Origin of the sequence: Chromobacterium sp. Rain0013 (assembly GCF_015291765.1) — a bacterium.
GTDB lineage: Bacteria > Pseudomonadota > Gammaproteobacteria > Burkholderiales > Chromobacteriaceae > Chromobacterium > Chromobacterium haemolyticum.
In genome coordinates this window covers 4,246,830-4,264,797 of record NZ_CP031514.1, presented here as the reverse complement: position 1 = coordinate 4,264,797, position 17,968 = coordinate 4,246,830, and the positions used below count along the sequence as shown (strand labels likewise).

The window sequence follows — 17,968 nt, the reverse complement described above, 5'->3', positions numbered from 1 at the left end:
CTTTACCGCTGCCGGCAAGCTTATCGGTCCAACCCCGCTGGACGCCGGGCGTGGCTTTTACGCCCTGGGGTCTGGCCTGAGTTGAGCCTGACGGACCCGCCGTTGCGGCGGCGGGCCGATTAAGGTTTGCGGGATGAGCGGCGCCGTTTACGGCCGCTTGGCCGCCCAACTGGCGAAGCGCTGCTCCAGCGCCTCGCCGTTATCGGTCCAGAACGCGGCGTCCATTGCCAGCGAACCGGCCATATTGGCCGGGTGGCTGGGCAAGTCCGCCTGGACCGCGGCCGGCAGCAGGCTAAGCGCCTTGCGATTGCTGGGGCCGTAAGGCATCTGCTCCGAATACAGCTTTTGCTGTTCCGGCCGGCTGGCGAAGGCGATGAACTTCAAGGCCTCGTCCTTGTTGGGCGAGCCCTTGGGAATAGCCCAGTAGCTGAACTCGCTGATGTTGTTGAGCCATACCATCCGCAGCTTGCGGCCCTCTCGCCGCGCCAGGCTGATGCGGCCGTTGTAGGAAGAACTCATCACCACGTCGCCGGACAATAAGTATTGCGGCGGCTGCGCGCCGCTTTCCCACCATTGGATATAAGGCTTGAGCTGATCCAGCTTGCGAAAGGCGCGGTCCACTCCGGCCGGCGTGGATAGGGTTTTGTAGACCTGGGCGGGCGGCACGCCGTCCGCCAGCAGCGCGATCTCCAGCGTGTAGGCCGCGCCGCGGCGCAAAGCCCGCTTGCCGGGGAAGCGCTTCACATCCCAGAAATCGCGCCAGCTTTGCGGCGCGGTTTTCAGCTTGTCTTCGTTGTAAGCCAGCACCATGGAGGCCAGAAACATGCCGATGGCGCAAGGCTGGGCCGCGCCCGGCACGAAGTCGGCCTTGTCGCCTATCCGTTTGTAATCCAGCTTTTCCAGCAGGCCCTCCTCACAGCCGCGTCCCTGCGCCGCGGCGTCCACCTCCACCGCGTCCCAGCGCGCACGGCCGGTGGCCGCCATCGCCTTGATTTTGGCGAACTCGCCGTTCCAGGCGTCCGCGACGATGCGTACCCCGCTTTGGCGTTGATAGGGCGCGTAATAGGCGCGCGACTGCGCCGCCTGGTTCTCGCCGCCATAGGACACTACCACCAGTTCGCTGGCGGAGGCGACGCCGCCGGCCAGCAGGCTGGCGGCGATGCTCAGATACGTCAGTTTCATGACCAATCTCCTCTTGTGCTGCGGAGCCGGCTTAGATCCGCTAACCCAACCCCTGATCCTGCGTTGCGCCGACTTGTCGTACGACTTGTACTGTAGCTTCGCAGAAACTTCGTTTTCTGCGTCGGCGCGCCTTGGCTCAGGTTCTCTGCGTGGTTTTGTTAGCGGCTTTTAGCCTTGCCGGATTGAACAGTCTAGGAAGCGATCAAAAAACTGTAAATTTTATTTTTGATTTTATTAAAAATTTGTTGCGGCACTGGCCGGCTTTGAGCGGGACAGGCGCTGCGCAAGCCAGCGCGGGAGAAGGCGAAAGCCGCTGAGCGAGCGGCTTTGCTGGGGGGTGAGTCTGTCGAAGCGGCACTCGCCGTGGACGCTTTACGAGGCGCAGCGGAGATTCAACAGGCTTTGGGAACGTGTTTACGATCTAGCGATCAAGAGCGAGGCAGCGCAGCAGACTTTGAACAGGTCCTCAGAAGCTGGGCGGAGTAATCACCCATATCACAATGGTCTCACCGCTGCCCGGGTTGCGGTAGCGGTGCGGCTCGCTGCTGGAATAGGCGAAGCTGTCGCCCTGTTCCAGATGGAACTGGCGCTCGCCCACAAACAACTCCAGCGAGCCCTTGAGCACAAAGCCGGCTTCCTCGCCGTTGTGGCTATAGCCCTCGTCGCAGCTGGCGCCGGGCGGGATCAGGCAATGGATCATCTCCAGTTGGCGCTGGTTCCGGGGCGTCAGCAAGTGATCGACGAAGCCGCTCTGGTAGTCCAGCCGCGGCCGCTGCTCGCGGCGCACGATGTAGTCCTTCTCATCCTCGGCTTGCTCGGCGGAGTCATTGAAAAACCATTGCACCGTCACCCCCAGGCTGCGCGCGATATTGACCAGCGCATTGATGGACGGCTGGGCCAGCTCGCGTTCTATCAGGCTGATGTGGCCCACGGACAGGCCGCTGGTTGCGGCCAGCCGGCTCAGCGTCAGGCCCTGGCGCTTGCGTAGTTGGCGGATGCGGGCGCCCAGCTGCAGCGGGGCCTCGGCGGCGGATGTTGCGTTTTTGCTCACGATGAAATCCTGTGCGACGGCGCTTGGCCGCGGTTCATGCTTGAATTTTATTAAAAAAATTTGCAATAAATTTTAATTTAAGCAAAATCAAAGCGCCACTGCGATGGCGTCCGCCAACCCGATCAAAGGTCCACGCGATGAGCACCTTGTTCCCCTTGCTGTTCTCCCCGCTGCGCATCGGCCCGGCGCTGCTGAAGAATCGTATCATGTCCACCGGCCACGACACCGTGCTGCCGGAGGATGGCCGGGTCAGCCCGGCGCTGGTGGCCTACCACCGGGCGCGGGCGCGCGGCGGCGTCGGCCTGATCGTGCTGCAAGTCTCCGGCGTTCACGAAACCGCGCGCTACACCTCGCACGCCTTGATGGCCACCGACGACAGCTGCGTGCCCGGCTACCGCCAACTGGCCGAGGCCGTGCACGCCGAAGGCTGCAAGCTGTTTGCCCAGCTGTTCCACCCCGGCCGCGAAATCATGGAAAGCGCCGACGGCCTGCTGAGCGTGGCCTACGCGCCGTCGGCGACGCCCAGCGAGCGCTTCCACGTGCAGCCGCGCGCGCTGAGCCGCGAAATGATAGACGAAATCATCGCTGGCTACGGAGCGGCGGCGCGGCGGCTGCGCGCCGCCGGCGTGGACGGCGCCGAGATCGTCGCCAGTCACGGCTATTTACCGGCGCAATTCCTCAACCCCCAAGTCAACCGCCGCCAAGACGGCTATGGCGGCGACGACGCCGGCCGGCTGCGCTTCCTGCGCGAAGCGGTGGCCGCCGCCCGTGCCGGCGGCGGGCCTGGCTTTGTGGTGGGTCTGCGCATTTCCGCCGGCGAGGAAGAAGGCGAGGGGATGGACGCCGAGCTGGCGCTGGCGGCGACGCGGGCGCAGGAGAGCGAACTGGACTACGTCAGCCTGGTGGCCGGCAGCTCCGCCACCCTGGGCGCGGCCATCCACATCGCGCCGCCGATGGCGTTGCCGGCCGCCTACCTGGCCGCGCAAGCGGCGCGCTTCAAGCGCGCGCTGAGCATCCCGGTGTTGCTGGCCGGGCGCATCAACCAGCCGCAGGAAGCAGAACAACTATTGGCCGGCGGGCAGGCCGACGGCTGCGGCATGACCCGCGCGCTGATCTGCGACCCGGAACTGCCGGCCAAGGCCGAGCAGGGCCGGCATGACGACATCCGCGCCTGCATAGGCTGCAACCAGGCCTGTATCGGCCGCTTCCACCGCGGCCTGCCCATCTCCTGCATCCAACACCCGCAAAGCGGCCGCGAACTGGAATACGGCGAACTGCGGCCGGCCGCCGCGCCGCGGCGAGTGCTGGTGGCCGGCGGCGGCCCGGCCGGCATGAAGGCGGCGGTGATCGCGGCGCAGCGCGGCCATCAGGTCAGCCTGTACGAAGCGGGCCCGCAACTGGGCGGCCAGGCGCTGCTGGCGCAACTGCTGCCCGGCCGAGCCGAGTTCGGCGGCCTGATCACCAATCTGGAACGGGAGCTGCAACTGGCTGGCGTGGAAGTGAGGCGCAACGTTAGGGTGGACCGCGAACTAGTGCGGCGGCTGGCCCCGGACGCGGTAGTGGTGGCCACCGGCGCGCGGCCGCGCTGGCCGGCGCTGGAAGGCGGCGGCGCCATGCAAGTGCTGGACGCCTGGCAAGTGCTGCGCGGCGAAGCGGTGAGGGGAGGCAAGGTACTGGTGGCGGACTGGCGCTGCGACTGGATTGGCCCCGGCATCGCGCTGCGGCTGGCCGCCGCCGGCCATCAGGTGAGGCTGGCGGTCAACGGCACCCACGCCGGCGAAGCGCTGCAAATGTATGTGCGCGACCACCTGGCCGGCCAACTGCAGCGCGCCGGCGTGGCGGTAACGCCGTACGCGCGGCTGTACGGTCACGACGACGACAGCGTGTATCTGCTGCACACCGCCAGCGAGGAAGCCATGGTGGAAAGCGATGTGGACTGCCTGGTGCTGTGTCAGGGGCACCAGGCCGAGGATGGTTTATTGGAGGAATTGAGCGACTGCGGCGCCGAACTGCACGCGATAGGCGATTGCCTGGCGCCGCGCACCGCGGAAGAAGCCATCTATGAAGGCATGCGGCTGGGCTGGCGTTTGTAGCTGCCGTCAGCCGGCGATATGCGCCGTCAGGCCGCTGGCGCAGGCGGCGACCTGCTCGCCCAAAGTGTGGCCGTCCGGGTAATCGCCGCCGTTCTGGTGGCGGAAGGGAATCGGCGCTTCATCCCACACCCCAAGCAGCCTCCGCCGCCAGGCGTCCTTGGCCGCATCCAGTTCCGCGCCGGCAAGGCGGTTGGCGTCGTACACCGCATGGGTGGGCAGCACCTCCATGCCGGGGTAGAACAGGCAGCCATGTGTCACGGGAAACAACAGTTGCTCCAGCGGCCCGTTGATGCCGCGCGGACCGTAGTCCCGCTCCGGCCCGCCCACCATCGCGGCCAGCATTGCGCGTTTGCCGCTCAGCGCGCCGTCGCCGTAGCGCCAGCGGTTGCCTTCGTTGCGATAGCCATAGGCGAAGCCGTAAGCGTAGACTCGGTCAATCCAACCCTTGAGCAAGGCGGGCAAGCCGTACCACCACAGCGGAAACAGCATGATCACCAAGTCCGCCGCCAGCAGTTTTTGCTGTTCGGCCGCCACATCGGCGCTCTGCCGGCCATTGGCGTAAGCGTGCTGGGATTCGGAGATCAGGAATAAGCGCTGTGGATTGATCCGGTCCGGGAAATCCTGCGCGTCGGCGCCGGCTTTCCAGCTCATTGCGTAGAGATCGGACTCCATGACCTCGCAGCCCTGCTGTTGCAAGGTCTGCCGCGCCAGCGTGGCGAATTGGGCGGTTAGCGACGCCGGGTCCGGGTGGGCGTGGATGATCAGGGCGTGTCGGTTCATGCGGCCTCCAAGCGTTTAAAGGTGGAAAGCCGTCAGTCTGACGCGTGGTCAACAATTCGTGAAATCACGGTTTTTATTGCTTACTATTCATCAGATGGATACCAAACGACTCGACCTCAATCTGCTGGTAACGCTGGAAGCCTTGCTGGTGGAACAGAACGTGACGCGCGCGGCCGCGCGGCTGAGCTTGAGCCAGCCGGCGGTGAGCGCGCAATTGAACCGCCTGCGCGAATTGTTTGACGATCCGCTGCTGGTGACCGTCCACCGCGGCATGTACCCCACGGCCAAGGCGCTGGAAATGTTCGAGCCCTTGCGCAAGGCGCTGAACGAAGTGCGCGCCACCGTGGCCGGACATCAGGACTTCGAGCCAGCCAGCGCGGACCTTACCGTGGCTATCGCCTGCACCGATTACCTGCAAGCCGCGCTGCTGATCCCGCTGGCGCGGGAACTGCACAAAAGCGCGCCCGGCGTGCGGGTGGCGGTGCGCACGCTGGACCCGCACCGGCTAGAGGCGCAGCTGGAGCAGGGCGATCTGGACCTGGCGCTGCTCACCCCGCCGGCCGCCCCGTCCAAACTGAACAGCTGCCGGCTGTTTGACGAACACTATGTGCTGATTGGCCGCCGCGACCACCCCGCCCTGAAGGAGGGGCTGAGCGTGGAAGAATACGCGGCGCTGGACCACGTCATCGTGTCCTTGGACGGCAACGGCTTCTTCACCCCGGTGGACCGCACGCTGGCGGCGCTGGGCCTGCGCCGCAACGTGGTCTTGTCCGCCGCGTCCTTCCTGTTTGTGCCGGAAATGGTGGCGCAGTCCGACTTTGTCGCGCTGGTGCCGCAGCGCCTGGTGCAAGACCGCGGCGACGCGCTGAAGCAAGTGGAGTTTCCGCTGCCCACGGAAAGCTTTGAAGTGGGCATGGTCTGGCATGACCGCACCCAGCAGCACCCCGGCCATCGCTGGATGCGGGACTTCATTGTTACCCTGGTTAATGCGCAGGCGGGGTCGGCGGCGGATGCGGTGCCTCTCTCTTAAGAACCTGTTTACGACCTTTTCTGATCGGAAATATTGTTCAAGACATTGAATCCGCTGCGCAGATGATGTTTAGGGTACATGGCCTGCCACGCACGGCACTCGGTGCACGGCTACTCTTGTCTTGTCGGACCCCGCCGGCTTGACGCCCTCCCGCTCCTCCCCAACAATAGCCCCCGCGCCGCAGCAATCGCGGCGCTCGGGATTGGCCTCCTGAATTGAAATGTCGTCGCGGATGCGCTGTTTCCACAGCGTATCCGCTGCCATTGCTTTGCCTATTCGGGCGGGCCGTGGCAAGTGGCGCCCCTCGAGGGCGCGCCGGCTTTGTACGACATATCACCGGTAGGCCAACTCTTGTCATGTGCCCGCCCTGCCGCCTTGCGGCCGGGCCCTTCTGCTCAGGAGGTTGCAAATGGTAAAGCTTGTCCGTCCGGTGCTAGGCATCGAACTCACTTCATCCGCTACTGAAACCCAAGATACCCGTCTGGATTCCGTATCCCAACTCCCGCCGCTAGGGCCGCGCTCGCGTTACCGTTTTGCCGGCCCCCACGCCAAAGACCTCAGCCTGCCCTTCATCCGCCGTATCGCAGGCCGTACCTATCCGCATTACTGGCAGCCGGCCGAGGCCAAGGATGAATTTGAAGCCTGCGCCTTGGGACGCCAGTACGCCGCCCACTTGGCGCAGATGCTGAAGCTCAACCGCCAGCACTCGGCGCGCGGGCTGCTGTTCCGCATCGCCAGCGATATGGATTTCAGCGACCACAGCCACCGCCGCAGCATGTGCAAAAGCTTCTTCAACTATCTGGAGATACTGCTGAGCTTGGGGGCGCAACAGGTGAACCTGGCGCAGCACGTGGAGGCGCTGCAACGCTTCCATCTCAGCCTGGACGAGCTGGAAACCTTGCAGCGGAAGCCGAGGCGGAAGAAGAGGAGCTAAGAACCTGTTTACGATCTTGCGAGCTAGAGCGAGACAAGGCGAAAACGAGCGAAAAAGCGGAATGTACGAGGGGTACATGAGCATTTTGAGCTTGCTTTCAACGCGGTATCGCCGACGCGTAGCAGATCGTAAATAGGTTCTAAGCCGGGAAGGGACAGCCGGCCCCATTGGGGCTGGCTGTTGGGAAGGGGATAGTTACCCCAGAAAACAGCCACATTCGTATCCAGCAAAGCAGGGGCGTTTCGGTTGACACTCCCTCGCTGAACTGAGACCCTTCCCGCTTCCATTTTTTTGTTATTGCCCGCCATGAAAATCACCGCCAACACCGCCGTTACCCTGCGCATGAAAGTCACCGACAGCCAGGGCCTGGTTTACGATGATGGCAAAAAGCCCGTCTCCTACCTGCACGGCGATTACGACAACCTGTTTCCCAAGCTGGAAGCCGCGCTGGAAGGCCAGGAATCGGGCTTTCAAACCACGCTGGAACTGGCCACCGAAGACACCTTCGGCGCCCGCGACGAAGCCCTGGTCACCACCATGCCCAAGGCAGATTTCCCGCCCGGCGTGAAGGTAGGCGGCCAAATCCAGCGTATCGGCCCGGATGGCGAGCCGCGTTACTACTTCGTCACCAAGATCAAAGGCCCCACCGTTTTGCTGGACGGCAACCACCCGCTATGCGGTAAAACTCTGCGCTTTGCCGTCAAAGTGGTGGACGTGCGCGCGGCAACGGCTGAGGAAATTGCTCACCAGCATGTGCATGGCGAGCACGGGCATCAGCACTGATAGCACCGGCCTCATACAAACAAAGCCCTCCCAAATTTGGGAGGGCTTTTTTTGTCTGTGGCTTGTCGGTTTGGGCGTTGCTTATCTGTTGTTGAGTGCTTTTTCATATGCGAGATCAACTTTGATATATAAAAGTATTTTCTTTTGGATTGCTCAACTTAGATCTTTGTGTTGATGGTGGTTTTTGATTGCAGCGAATTCGTCAGAGATTCAGTCGCTTCTACTTTCCAAATTTTTCATTGTCATTTCTGAGGCAGGAGTCTTTACAAAAGCTGAGGTAAGGAGCTGAGAGTATGCGTTTAAATATTCCTAAAGCCTGATGGCAAAGACCATGGATGCCGAGAGTGTAACCAAGTAGCTGCCGTATTTTTATTGCCACTATTCGAATGGTAGTGACACTTGTCAGACTGTAGCGGTAGGGCTTTGTAGATATACTGTTTTTGGCTGATTGGCTTTGCTAGGTTTTTCAATTGCTGAAGATGCTAGTTATGGTTCGGGTCATTGGGTTTGGCTTGAAAGATTAACGTTTACTTGAGGTGCTTATAATGGAAAATGAGATGACTGTTGAAAATGCTTACATGGCTTTTGAGCTTGGAGCCGTTATCTCTGGTGTTGATTTGGTTTCTGAGTTCTACGGAAATTCTTCTTATAACTGGAATCTGATTCAAGTTTTGACGGCTTTGAGGCCACATCGGGCAGGCTATCGCATCCTGATTACAACCTCCATCAAAGAGTCCAAGCGCGAAGAAGTCAAGAAATTGATTTTTAATTTTATGGGCGGCAATGAAGATTACGATTTGCTGATGCGTGCCGATGATGACAATCGTGACTACATGGCAATCAAGAATGAATGGTTCCATAATGGCAAAATAAAATATCCTGTTCGGATGTTCTTTGAGCGCTCCAATGCTCATGCTGATATGTGGCGCGGACTGGGGCTGAACAGCGCCCAAGTTTGATGAAGTGAAAAGCCCTCTTTTTGAGGGCTTTTTAGTACTCTTTTAGCAGTGCCAGTTCAGCGTCGCCTCTGTTCTCTGGGTACGTGGAGAGGTATTTCAAGCTCATCTTTGGTAAGAACTTAGATTTTGAGAGCTTTGACAAGTATTGCTTCAGCATTAGTAACAAATGTATCAACATTATCTATATAGCGGTTTGCTAATTTATTGTCTATTGGGCGCGGATTATTGTGGGAATTTAGGTCGCCTGCGTGAACGATTGAATGCCTCCTGAGGACTGCCGCATTTACGTTTGTGAGTAATTTCTTTTTCTTGGAATGCTTTTCCGCGTGGCTGCACAGCCCTTTGATTCCATAAACGAGGAACAATTTATCAATGACATGTTGTTTTTGTGTTGTGTAGTTGGATAGATAAGCCTCTACGAGTGTTCGGATTCGTCTGTATGGACGCTGCATTGTTAGCATTTCGAGAGAGGCTTTCGTATCTAACCCCGCATCGAATAGGAGTGCTACTAGATCAGGCTTGGCACCATGTTTTTTCAAGAAGCGGACGAGTGATTCTGCAAATCGATCTGTAAAGTAAGTATCCATCCCTGCAATCGAAAGTGCGACTGCAGATCGAAGGAGGTCGTTTGGAGTAGGCATTGCTGCGAGCTGAGCAGGAGATAACGAGGTGTGGAGAGTAATAAGTGCATTTGCTCTTGCTAATGTTTTTTTGAAGGTGATGATGGCTGTCATAGAAAACCTTGTAGTTAATAGGTGAACCTATCTGCCAGCCTGATTATGGCTTGAGCGGCAGTCAAGAAGAAATCATAGCATTATGGATTTGCATGATTTCCCGCATGCTTTGATTTGCTATATGCTTAAAAAAGATAGGCGAGTTATTGTGCATTATTTTTATGCTGTGTTTAAGATGTAAAATGGTTATTAAATGGGGTTGTTCGTGTGCTTCAGCAATAGATTGTCATTCGTCTGGGCTGCCGGTGGGATACACCTTTCTTTTTTATACTGAGGAGCGCTCAAAGAGCAGGAGGTGTTGACTAGCAACAACGCATTGTAAGTTACGCATCGGCTATGATCCGATTTGGTAGTTGGAATACATCACCAATAATATCTGCTTTGCGATGAGGATATAGACGGCCCAATGCATCGGCCGCCGCTGCATCTGTGCGAAAAACATTCACAATTGGGAAATATGTCACGTGTAATGCATCAGCAAAGTCGCTACCGGCAGGCTTGCGTGGCGTTCTGATCTGCGAAGATCTACGAATGAGTTCAGAGAGGTACCTGATGAAAGAGTCAAAGCAAGGAGTGGCGCCACTGATGCTTATTACATCTTGCTTCGGATCATAGCCTTCAAGATCTATCATCAATTTTTGGACGATTGATGTGCGAAACTCCTCTTCTGATTTAGTCAATACCTGATGAATCTCAGCAGAGAGTTCAGACTTTTGTTTGATAGTCTCGGCGATGCTGGTACGCAATGCAACCTCATTCTTGAGCGTAGTTATCGCCTCAGTGTAAGACTCATATCCACTCCTAAGTATATTGGGGATGTCCAAACTGATATTAGGATTGGATGTTAGGAACGTAGAGAACGACTCAATATCTTGAATGCTATCCTCAATCATGTGCACCACGTCTTCCCATTCAGCTTGATGTGCATAGTATTTCAAAAATACTTCTGCATGCTTAAGAAAGGGGTACACTTGGCGAAACTCTGCTGTTAAGGATTCCTTACTTTTTTCACGGCGCAATGCAATATCTAGTTTACGCCTCTCTGCACGGTTGCTTCTCTCTGGGCGAGCTAGGGGCTGACCGCGTATTCCAAGGTCGGGAAACCAGTTAGTGGAAAGTGAGGGAACCGGGTCTCCACGCCTTTTGCAAAGCTCCGCCATAATTTCATGTTCTAATAGTGCTGTGAATGATGGCAAGCTGTCTTTGCCACAGAACTCAGAGATAGTGCGAATACGTTCAAGACCCTCGGCTGTTGCTTTACCACCCTTTGGATAAACCTCGTAGAAGTGTATGTCACTGAAAACAAAGCATACTTTACCCAGTTCTTTTAGTTGTAATAATTGAGCCTTGAGTGCGGCATACTTTGCATGATCTTTGTGCCTGCTCGAAAAATGAGAAAAATCCTGACTATCAAGATAGACTGTTGTCATTGAGCTTTGCTGTGTCTCTAGCATATTTTTGTGTCTAGTAATGGTATTCTCGCAACCAAAAGTCTGGACTGCCTCGGCTTCTATAGGTATGCCTGTTCTTGTGTTACCTGACCACTCCGGTTGAATAACTGAACAACAGCAAGCTTTACCATAAACCTGTCACCCCCCAATCAAACCCCTGCCGCCACTTTCTCCAAACTTGGCAAGGTATGGGTATACAGCTTGGCCAAATCCTTGGGGTTGGAGATGGTTTCAAAGTGCTCCATCTTGATGGCCAGGAATTGCCCATTACTGCCATCGCGCACTTCGCCCACTTCCAGCGCTTTCAGCGCGCTGATCCAGTACCAGTTCTGGCCCAAGTTTTGTTTATCGCAATAGGCGTACCACAGCGGCAAGCGGAATAGCCGCTCGAAGGTGAGCGCTTTTTTGAGTTCTTCCTCCAGGCTGAGGGTGAGTTCGCCGCGCGATGGGGTGTAGTTCTTGGCGTCGATGGCGATCATGCCCAGCGAGGGCAGCAGGAGCAGGAAGTCCGGCCGTTTGGCCGTGCCATGGAATAGGGTGGCAAAGCTGTTTTTGTTCTGACAGATGCCGACATAGGCCAGCTTGTGCTGCTTGAACCAGGCGTTGAGCGCTTTCTCGCCCTCATGGCCCTTTTTTTCCGCTGAGCTGGGGGCGGGTTGGGAGGGCTGAGTTGTGACTGGCGGCAGGCTAGGCGTGGAAATTTGCACGCTTATTGGGCTAGCGGGCTGGATAGGCGTTATGGCTTGCGGCGGCGTGGGCGCTGCGCTTGGCTGTGGAGCGGGAACTGTTGCCGGTGTGCTTGCTTGTTGTGGGGGACGAGGCTTGAAAATATTTGCAAAGGTGAATGCCATGGTGTCGTTTGAACTGGTGATTTAGAAAAGGATGAGGGCGGCTAGCCGGTTAGCCGCGCCTGGTCCGCCTGATACGCCGCGTCGCGGTCGCTGAACAGGCCCAGGCGCACCAGGCGGGCGAGGATGGCGCCGCGGCTGCGGCCCAATTGTTTGGCGATGGCCTGGCTATCCGGCTGGGCCGGGCTGTGCCACAGAGTTTTCAGTTGCTGGTCGTCGGCCACGGTCCAGACCGCGCCTTGCTTGTCTGCCGTGGGCGGCGCAGCGGGTTTGGCCGGCGGGGTTTCCGTGGCGGCGGGCACGTCCCAGAGCGGCGGCAGGTCCAGTGCTTGCATGCGGGCGTTGTCGGCCTGCATCGCCGCTTGCTGGTGGTCGTACAGCCCTAAGCGGACCAGCCGGGAGACGATGGCCAGCGGGCTGCGGCCCAGTTTTTCCGATAGTTGGCGCACTGGCGCGGGGGAGGCTTCCCACAGCAGGGTTAAGCGGTTGTCTTCGGCTATGGTCCAGCGTTGGCCCTGGCGTGCGCCGCCGGGGGCCACTTGTGGCTCAGGCGCGGAGGGCGGGTCCGCGGCGTGTTGTTTGGCGACGCGTTTGAGCTGCTCGTAATACAGCGCGCGCGCCTTGTCCAGCGCCGGGTCCTTGGGGGTGCCCAGCGGGTCGCGCCGGCCGGCCGGGTCTACGCCCAGGACCAGTTGTTCGACGATTTCGAGTTCTCTCATAGGGATGCCCGGAGCCGGTCTCGCATTGCTTGCGGGGCGGGTGCCGCCGTGGATAGGCCATGTTATCGCCGTGGCCGGGTTCTATGCAAATTGAGTTTGCTGTGCGCGGCCCGGGGGCGGGCCGGCGCGCTTTAGAGCCTGTTTATGATTTGCTGCGCGTCGTGAGACGTCACACGGTGAGTACCGCTTCGAAATGCTCATGTACCGTATGACCATTCCGCTTCTTCAGCCGCAACGCCGTATCGCTGAAGCGCAGCAGACTTTGAACAGGTTCTTAGACCTCGATTTCTATCAAGGTGGGATTAGCGGCGGCGGCGGCCTGTTCCAGCGCCTGGCGCAGCAGCGGTTCCGGGGTGCCCAGCGCCAGGGTTTCGGCGCGCCAGCCGTAGGCGCGGGCCAGCGCCGGGAAGTCCGGGGTGTAGAGGTCCACGCCCAGCGGTTCCATATCGGCGGAGCGCATCGCGCTTTTGATTTCGCCGTAGCCGCGGTTGTTGAGCAGCAGCACGATCAGGCGGGCGCGGGTTTCCATCGCGGTGCCCATTTCCGCCAGGGTGAACTGGAAGCCGCCGTCGCCGGCCAGGCAGAGCACCGGCCGGTCCGGTTCGGCCAGCGCGGCGCCGATGGCGGCGGGCAGGCCGTAACCCAGCGCGCCGAAGCCCACGGAGGCGTTGAACCAGCTGTTGCCGCGCGGCGCGCAAAAGCCCAGATTGCCGGCGTAGACCAGGCGGGTGGAGTCTCCCACCCAGCGCGCTTGCGGCAGGATGTCGCGCACGCGGTGCAGCCAGGCCAGGTCGGCGGCGTTTTCTGGTTCCATTTCGGCGGCGGCCAGGCGGCGGGCGGCGTCGGCGCGTTCTTCGCCCTGGCGGGCGGCGTCGGTCAGCCGCGGTATCAGCAGTTGCAGGGTTTCTTTGGCGTCGCCCAGCAGTGGTAGATCCGCGCCGCGGCCGCGGCAGAGTTGTTCCGGGTCGATGTCGACGCGGATCAGCGCGCCGGGAAGGCGGAAGCCGCCGTCCACATACATGTCGAAATCGGTGGGCCCCAGTTCGCAGCCCACGGCCAGTACCACGTCGCTGGCGGCGATCAGGCGGCGCGCGGCCGGCAGCGAGGGGCTGCAGGACAGCGCCAGCGGGTGGCCGTCCGGCAGCGCGCCGCGCGCGTTGATGGTCATCAGCGCCGGCGCGTCCAGCATTTCCGCCAGCCGGGTCAGTTGCGGCGCGGCCTGGCGCGCGCCGCCGCCTATCAGCAGCAGCGGCCGCTCCGCGCTGGACAGCAGGCGGGCGGCGCGGTCGATGGCGGCGGGGGCGGCCGGCCCGCGCAGCAGCCGCATCGCCGGTGCTTGCGGCGGCGGCAGGCCGTCGGCGGGCGCGGCCATCAGGTCCAGCGGGATTTCAATGTGCACCGGACGCGGGCGTGCGCCGTCGAACACGGCGAAGGCGCGTGCCAGCACTTGCGGCAGTTCCGCCGCCGCGGTCAGGGTGTGGCTGAAGGCGGCGACTTGGCTGGCCAGCGCGTGCTGGTCCGGCAGTTCATGCAGGTGGCCGTCGCCGGAGCCCAGCTTGCCGCGCGCGTTGACGCCGGAGATCACCAGCAGCGGGATGGAGTCGGCGTAGGCCTGGCCCATGGCGGTGGCGATATTGGTGAGGCCGGGGCCGGTGATGACGAAGCAGACGCCGGGTTTGCCGCTGACGCGGGCGTAGCCGTCGGCCATGAAGCCCAGGCTTTGTTCGTGGCGGGCGGCGATGTGGCGGATGCCGCTGCCGGCCAGACCGCGGTAGAGCTCGATGGTGTGGACGCCGGGGATGCCGAACACGGTGTCGACGCCGTAAGCCGCCAGCCAGGCGGTGAGGTAGCTGCCCAGGGTGGTGCTCATGCGGATTCCTTTTGTCTTGGCGCGGTGGTGCGCAGTTGGCCGGCGAAGCGGGCGATGCGGCGGCAGGCTTCGGCCAGGCGTTCGTCGTCCACCACCAGGCCCAGGCGGATGAAGCCGGCGGCGGTGGGACCGAAGGCGGCGGCGTCCAGCACGGAGACGCCGGTGGCTTCAAACAGCTTCCAGGCGAAATCCCCGGCTTCCAGGCCGCAGCCGCGCACGTCCAGCAGCAGGAACATGCCGGCTTCCGGCAGCGGGCATTGCAGGCCGTCCACGTCGCTGAGCAGGCTGTGGGCCAGGTCGCGCCGGCGCTGGTACAGCGCGCGGACGGGTTCGACAAAGGCGTCGTAGTCTTGCAGGGCCAGCAGCGCGGCTTGCTGGATGAAGCCGGGGATGCCGTAGAGCATGCACAGGGCCAGCGTGCCCATGTGCTGGATCAGCGGGCGCGGGCCGGCGGCCCAGCCCAGTCTCCAGCCGGCCATGGCGTGGGATTTGGACAGGCTGCCCAGGGTCAACGTGCGTTCCGCCATGCCGGGCAGAGCGGCGATGCTGTGGTGCGGGGCTTCGAAGCTGAGGCCGGCGTAGACTTCGTCGGCCACGACCCACAGGTCGTGGCAGCGGGCCAGGGCGGCCACCGCGGCCTGTTCTTCCGGGCGCAGCGCCGCGCCGGTGGGGTTGCAGGGGGTGGCGAGGAAGATTGCACGGCTGCGCGGGGTGACGGCGGCTTCTAGCGCGGCCAGGTCCAGGTGGAAGCCGTCCGCGGGTTTTACCGGCACCGGCACCAGCGTGGCGCCGCTGGCGCGGATGCTGGCTTCGTAGGTCAGGTACATGGGCTCCGGCACCAGCACTTCGTCGCCGGCCTGGCACAGGCAGAGCGCGGCGGAGAACAGGCCGTTTTGTGCGCCGGCCACCACGATGACGTTGTCGGCGTCCATCTCCAGGCCGGTGGCGGCGGCATGGCGGCGGGCGATGGCGGCGCGCAGGTCGGCGCGGCCGTCCACCGGGCTGTAGTGGGTATCGCCGTCGCGCAGCGCGGCCACCGCGCGTTCGATGATGGGGGCCGGGGTGGCGAACTCCGGGTCGCCCACGCTGAGGATGATCACGTCCTCACCGCGGGCGGCGGCTTGTTGCGCAGCAAAGTGGATGTTCCAGGCATCGACGCGTTCGCCGGCGATGCGTTCGACCAAGGGGGAAAAGCGCATGGAGGTCTCCGTAACAATGGGGTAAGGCGGCACTGGAACCCGTTTTCAAGACGGGATCACCTTCGCGCAGCAGATCGTAAACAGGCTCTTAGAATGCGGTGCGGACCGGCAGCCTCCTCTCCAGCCGCAGGAAGACCCGTTCTATCAGCCAGGCCAGCGCGAAATAGATCAGCGCCACGGTCAGCAGCGGTTCGTAGGTGCGCAGGGTTTGCGCGCGCACCAGGTTGGCCGCGCCCAGTACGTCCATCACCGCCACGGTGGAAGCCAGCGCGGTGGATTTGAGCAGCAGCACGGTTTCGCCGGCCAAGGACGGCAGCAGGATCAGCAGCGCGCGCGGCAGCCAGATGCGCCGCGCCGCGGTCAGCCGCGACATGCCCAGCGCGCGGGCGGCTTCCAGTTCGCCCTTGGGCACGGCGGCCAGGCCGCCGCGCACCACTTCGCCCACATAGCCGGCCACGCTCAGCGCCAGCGCCAGCGCCACGTACCAGAATCCTTCTCGCAGGTAAGGCCACAGCGGGCTGTCGCGCAGCGCCGGAAAGCCGGCGAACAGGCTGCCCAGGCCGTAATAGAGCACGTAGATCTGCACCAGCAGCGGGGTGCCGCGGATCAGGTTGGTGAAGGACAGGCTGAGCCAGGCGAGGAAGGGCTGGCGGGACAGCCGGGCAAAGCCCACCGCCACGGCCAGCGCGAAGCCCAGGCTGCCGGAAAGCAGCAGTAGTTGCACGGTGATGGTGACGCCGCGCCAGAGCATGGGGCCGTAGTCTTGCAGCCATTGGAAGTTCATGCGGGTCTCCCGTTCACAGCGCCGGTTGCCAGCGGCGGAAGCGGCGTTCAATCAGGCTGAAGCCGGCGTTGGACAGCAGGGTCATCAATAAGTAGATGGCGGCCACGGTCAGATAGAACAGCAGGTACTGACGGGTGGAGCCGGCGGCCTGTTTGGTGGTGAACAGCAGTTCGCTGTAGCCCACCACGCTGATCAGCGCGCTGTCCTTGATCAGCACCAGCCACAGGTTGGCCAGGCCGGCCAGCGCGTAGGGCATCATCTCCGGCAGGATCACGCGGCGCGCGGTCAGCCAGCGGCCGCAGCCGAAGGCGCGCGCGGCCTCGATGTGGCCGTGCGGTATCGCCTGCACCGCGCCGCGCATGATTTCCGCCGCGTAAGCGCCTTGCACGATGCCCAACACCACGATGGCGGCGGCAAAGCCGTTCACCTCCACTTGCGGCTGGCCCAGCAGCGCCGCCAGCGCGTTGATGGCGTCCCCGCCGGCGTAGTAGAGCAGCAGGATGAGCAGCAGCTCCGGCAGCGAGCGGCATACGCTGGTGTAGGCGTTGGCCAGCCGTTTGAGCAGCGGGTGGCCGCCCAGTTTGACCAGCGCGGTGGCCAGGCCTATCACCAGGCCGAGCGCGAAAGCGCCCAGCGAGATTTCCAGCGTGACCACGGCGCCTTGCAGCAGGGCGGGGCCCCAGTCGCGGACTACGGCGTCGTAGGCTTGTTGCAGTGAATCCAGCATCTATGCTCTCCCTGGGGCGGCGCAGGCGGACGGGGCGCTGTCACTTGGCGTCCGGCGAGATGTTGACCTTGAAGTATTTCTTCTGGATGGCGTCGAAGCTGCCGTCGGCGCGCAGTTGCAGGATGGCCTGGTCGAACTGCTGTTTGAGCGCAACGTCGGCCTTGCGCAGGCCGGCGCCGATGCCGGGGCCGAACAGCGGGTCCTTGGGCGCCAGTCCTTTGGATTCCAGGCCGGCGCCGTCCTTGCCGCCGAGGAAATCGCTGGCGGCCAGCGCGTCCAGCAGCATCAGGTCCACGCGGCCGGCGACGAGGTCGGCGTTCAGTTCGTCCTGGGTGTTGTAGTAACGGATGGCGGAGCCGGCGCCGTAGTATTTCTTCAGGAAGTTGGCGTTGGTGGTGGCGGATTGCACGCCCAGGGTCTTGCCCTTGAGGCCGGCCGGGCTGAGGACGGTTTTTTGGCCCTTGGGGCCGACGAACTCAGAGGCGGTGTAGTAGTAAGGCAGGCTGAAGGCGATGACTTTTTCCCGCTCCGGGGTGATGGACATGGAGTTGAAGATCACGTCTATCTTCTTGCTGTTGAGCGCGGGGATGATGCCGTCCCAGGACACTTCGGTGATCTGACAGTTTTGCTTGAGGCGCTGGCACAGCTTGCGCACCAGTTCCACTTCAAAGCCGCTCCATTGGCCGTTGCTCTGTTTGATGGTGAACGGCGGGTAGGGCTCGGCGGCGATGCCGATGCGCAGCGGGTTGGCGGCGGCCGCGGCGGCACAGCACAGGACGGCGAAGGCGGCGATGAGGGTGCGGAGTGGCTTCATGGGGTTTCTC

At 61.6% G+C, this 17,968-nt stretch carries 18 protein-coding genes; 5 read left to right on the top strand and 13 right to left on the bottom strand.

Features of this window, described 5'->3' with window-relative positions:
• Positions 1-147: 147 nt before the first annotated feature.
• Together DXT74_RS19360 and DXT74_RS19355 are read right to left on the bottom strand one after the other, a co-directional pair.
• Positions 148-1,182, bottom strand: a complete 1,035-nt coding sequence (locus DXT74_RS19360; protein WP_081556609.1) for an ABC transporter substrate-binding protein — start codon at positions 1,180-1,182, stop codon at positions 148-150.
• Positions 1,183-1,648: 466 nt separating this feature from the next.
• Positions 1,649-2,233, bottom strand: coding sequence for a cupin domain-containing protein (locus tag DXT74_RS19355; RefSeq protein WP_231138225.1), 585 nt, complete (start codon positions 2,231-2,233; stop codon positions 1,649-1,651).
• A 137-nt stretch (positions 2,234-2,370) separates the two neighbouring features.
• On the opposite strand from DXT74_RS19355, the gene DXT74_RS19350 reads away from it, so the two are divergent.
• Positions 2,371-4,326 carry an FAD-dependent oxidoreductase gene (locus DXT74_RS19350; RefSeq protein WP_194426796.1) on the top strand — a complete coding sequence of 652 codons (1,956 nt, stop codon included), beginning with the start codon at positions 2,371-2,373 and terminating at the stop codon, positions 4,324-4,326.
• A gap of 6 nt (positions 4,327-4,332) precedes the next feature.
• Here the strand turns inward: DXT74_RS19350 and DXT74_RS19345 are convergent, their stop codons facing one another.
• Positions 4,333-5,106 (bottom strand): NAD(P)H-dependent oxidoreductase, encoded by a 774-nt coding sequence (locus tag DXT74_RS19345; protein WP_194426795.1) that lies wholly within the window; start codon positions 5,104-5,106, stop codon positions 4,333-4,335.
• Between the two features lie 94 nt (positions 5,107-5,200).
• On the opposite strand from DXT74_RS19345, the gene DXT74_RS19340 reads away from it, so the two are divergent.
• Positions 5,201-6,136, top strand: coding sequence for a LysR family transcriptional regulator (locus DXT74_RS19340; protein ID WP_043634192.1), 936 nt, complete (start codon positions 5,201-5,203; stop codon positions 6,134-6,136).
• 69 nt (positions 6,137-6,205) lie between these two features.
• On the opposite strand, the gene DXT74_RS19335 is transcribed toward DXT74_RS19340, so the two are convergent.
• The gene (locus DXT74_RS19335; protein WP_194426794.1) at positions 6,206-6,400 is read right to left on the bottom strand and encodes a hypothetical protein; all 195 of its coding nucleotides are present in this window, start codon (positions 6,398-6,400) and stop codon (positions 6,206-6,208) included.
• Between the two features lie 145 nt (positions 6,401-6,545).
• Between DXT74_RS19335 and DXT74_RS19330 the strand changes: the two genes are divergently transcribed.
• From DXT74_RS19330 to DXT74_RS19320, 3 genes are all read left to right on the top strand, one after another.
• On the top strand, positions 6,546-7,070 hold the full coding sequence (locus DXT74_RS19330) for a hypothetical protein (RefSeq protein WP_194426793.1): 525 nt from the start codon (positions 6,546-6,548) through the stop codon (positions 7,068-7,070).
• Positions 7,071-7,376: 306 nt separating this feature from the next.
• The gene (locus DXT74_RS19325; RefSeq protein WP_114152881.1) at positions 7,377-7,853 is read left to right on the top strand and encodes a peptidylprolyl isomerase; all 477 of its coding nucleotides are present in this window, start codon (positions 7,377-7,379) and stop codon (positions 7,851-7,853) included.
• Between the two features lie 545 nt (positions 7,854-8,398).
• Entirely contained in the window at positions 8,399-8,812 is a 414-nt protein-coding gene (locus DXT74_RS19320) for a hypothetical protein (RefSeq protein ID WP_194426792.1), read from the top strand.
• A 119-nt stretch (positions 8,813-8,931) separates the two neighbouring features.
• Here the strand turns inward: DXT74_RS19320 and DXT74_RS19315 are convergent, their stop codons facing one another.
• The 9 genes from DXT74_RS19315 to DXT74_RS19275 all read right to left on the bottom strand — a co-directional run bounded on the left by DXT74_RS19315 (position 8,932) and on the right by DXT74_RS19275 (position 17,958).
• Entirely contained in the window at positions 8,932-9,546 is a 615-nt protein-coding gene (locus tag DXT74_RS19315; protein ID WP_194426791.1) for a hypothetical protein, read from the bottom strand.
• 323 nt (positions 9,547-9,869) lie between these two features.
• Complete coding sequence (locus DXT74_RS19310) at positions 9,870-10,976, bottom strand: hypothetical protein (RefSeq protein ID WP_194426790.1); 1,107 nt, start codon at positions 10,974-10,976, stop codon at positions 9,870-9,872.
• A 170-nt stretch (positions 10,977-11,146) separates the two neighbouring features.
• Positions 11,147-11,704 carry a hypothetical protein gene (locus tag DXT74_RS19305; protein WP_196783789.1) on the bottom strand — a complete coding sequence of 186 codons (558 nt, stop codon included), beginning with the start codon at positions 11,702-11,704 and terminating at the stop codon, positions 11,147-11,149.
• A 185-nt stretch (positions 11,705-11,889) separates the two neighbouring features.
• Entirely contained in the window at positions 11,890-12,564 is a 675-nt protein-coding gene (locus DXT74_RS19300; RefSeq protein WP_194426789.1) for a hypothetical protein, read from the bottom strand.
• Positions 12,565-12,838: 274 nt separating this feature from the next.
• The gene (locus tag DXT74_RS19295) at positions 12,839-14,434 is read right to left on the bottom strand and encodes a 5-guanidino-2-oxopentanoate decarboxylase (protein WP_194426788.1); all 1,596 of its coding nucleotides are present in this window, start codon (positions 14,432-14,434) and stop codon (positions 12,839-12,841) included.
• Positions 14,431-15,633 (bottom strand): pyridoxal phosphate-dependent aminotransferase, encoded by a 1,203-nt coding sequence (locus DXT74_RS19290; RefSeq protein WP_194426787.1) that lies wholly within the window; start codon positions 15,631-15,633, stop codon positions 14,431-14,433. Before DXT74_RS19290 ends, DXT74_RS19295 begins: the two co-directional genes overlap by 4 nt.
• 88 nt (positions 15,634-15,721) lie before the next feature.
• Positions 15,722-16,417, bottom strand: coding sequence for an ABC transporter permease (locus DXT74_RS19285; RefSeq protein WP_043634166.1), 696 nt, complete (start codon positions 16,415-16,417; stop codon positions 15,722-15,724).
• Positions 16,418-16,430: 13 nt separating this feature from the next.
• Complete coding sequence (locus DXT74_RS19280; RefSeq protein ID WP_052370374.1) at positions 16,431-17,144, bottom strand: ABC transporter permease; 714 nt, start codon at positions 17,142-17,144, stop codon at positions 16,431-16,433.
• A 40-nt stretch (positions 17,145-17,184) separates the two neighbouring features.
• Positions 17,185-17,958, bottom strand: coding sequence for a transporter substrate-binding domain-containing protein (locus DXT74_RS19275; protein ID WP_081556620.1), 774 nt, complete (start codon positions 17,956-17,958; stop codon positions 17,185-17,187).
• Between the last annotated feature and the right edge of the window lie 10 nt (positions 17,959-17,968).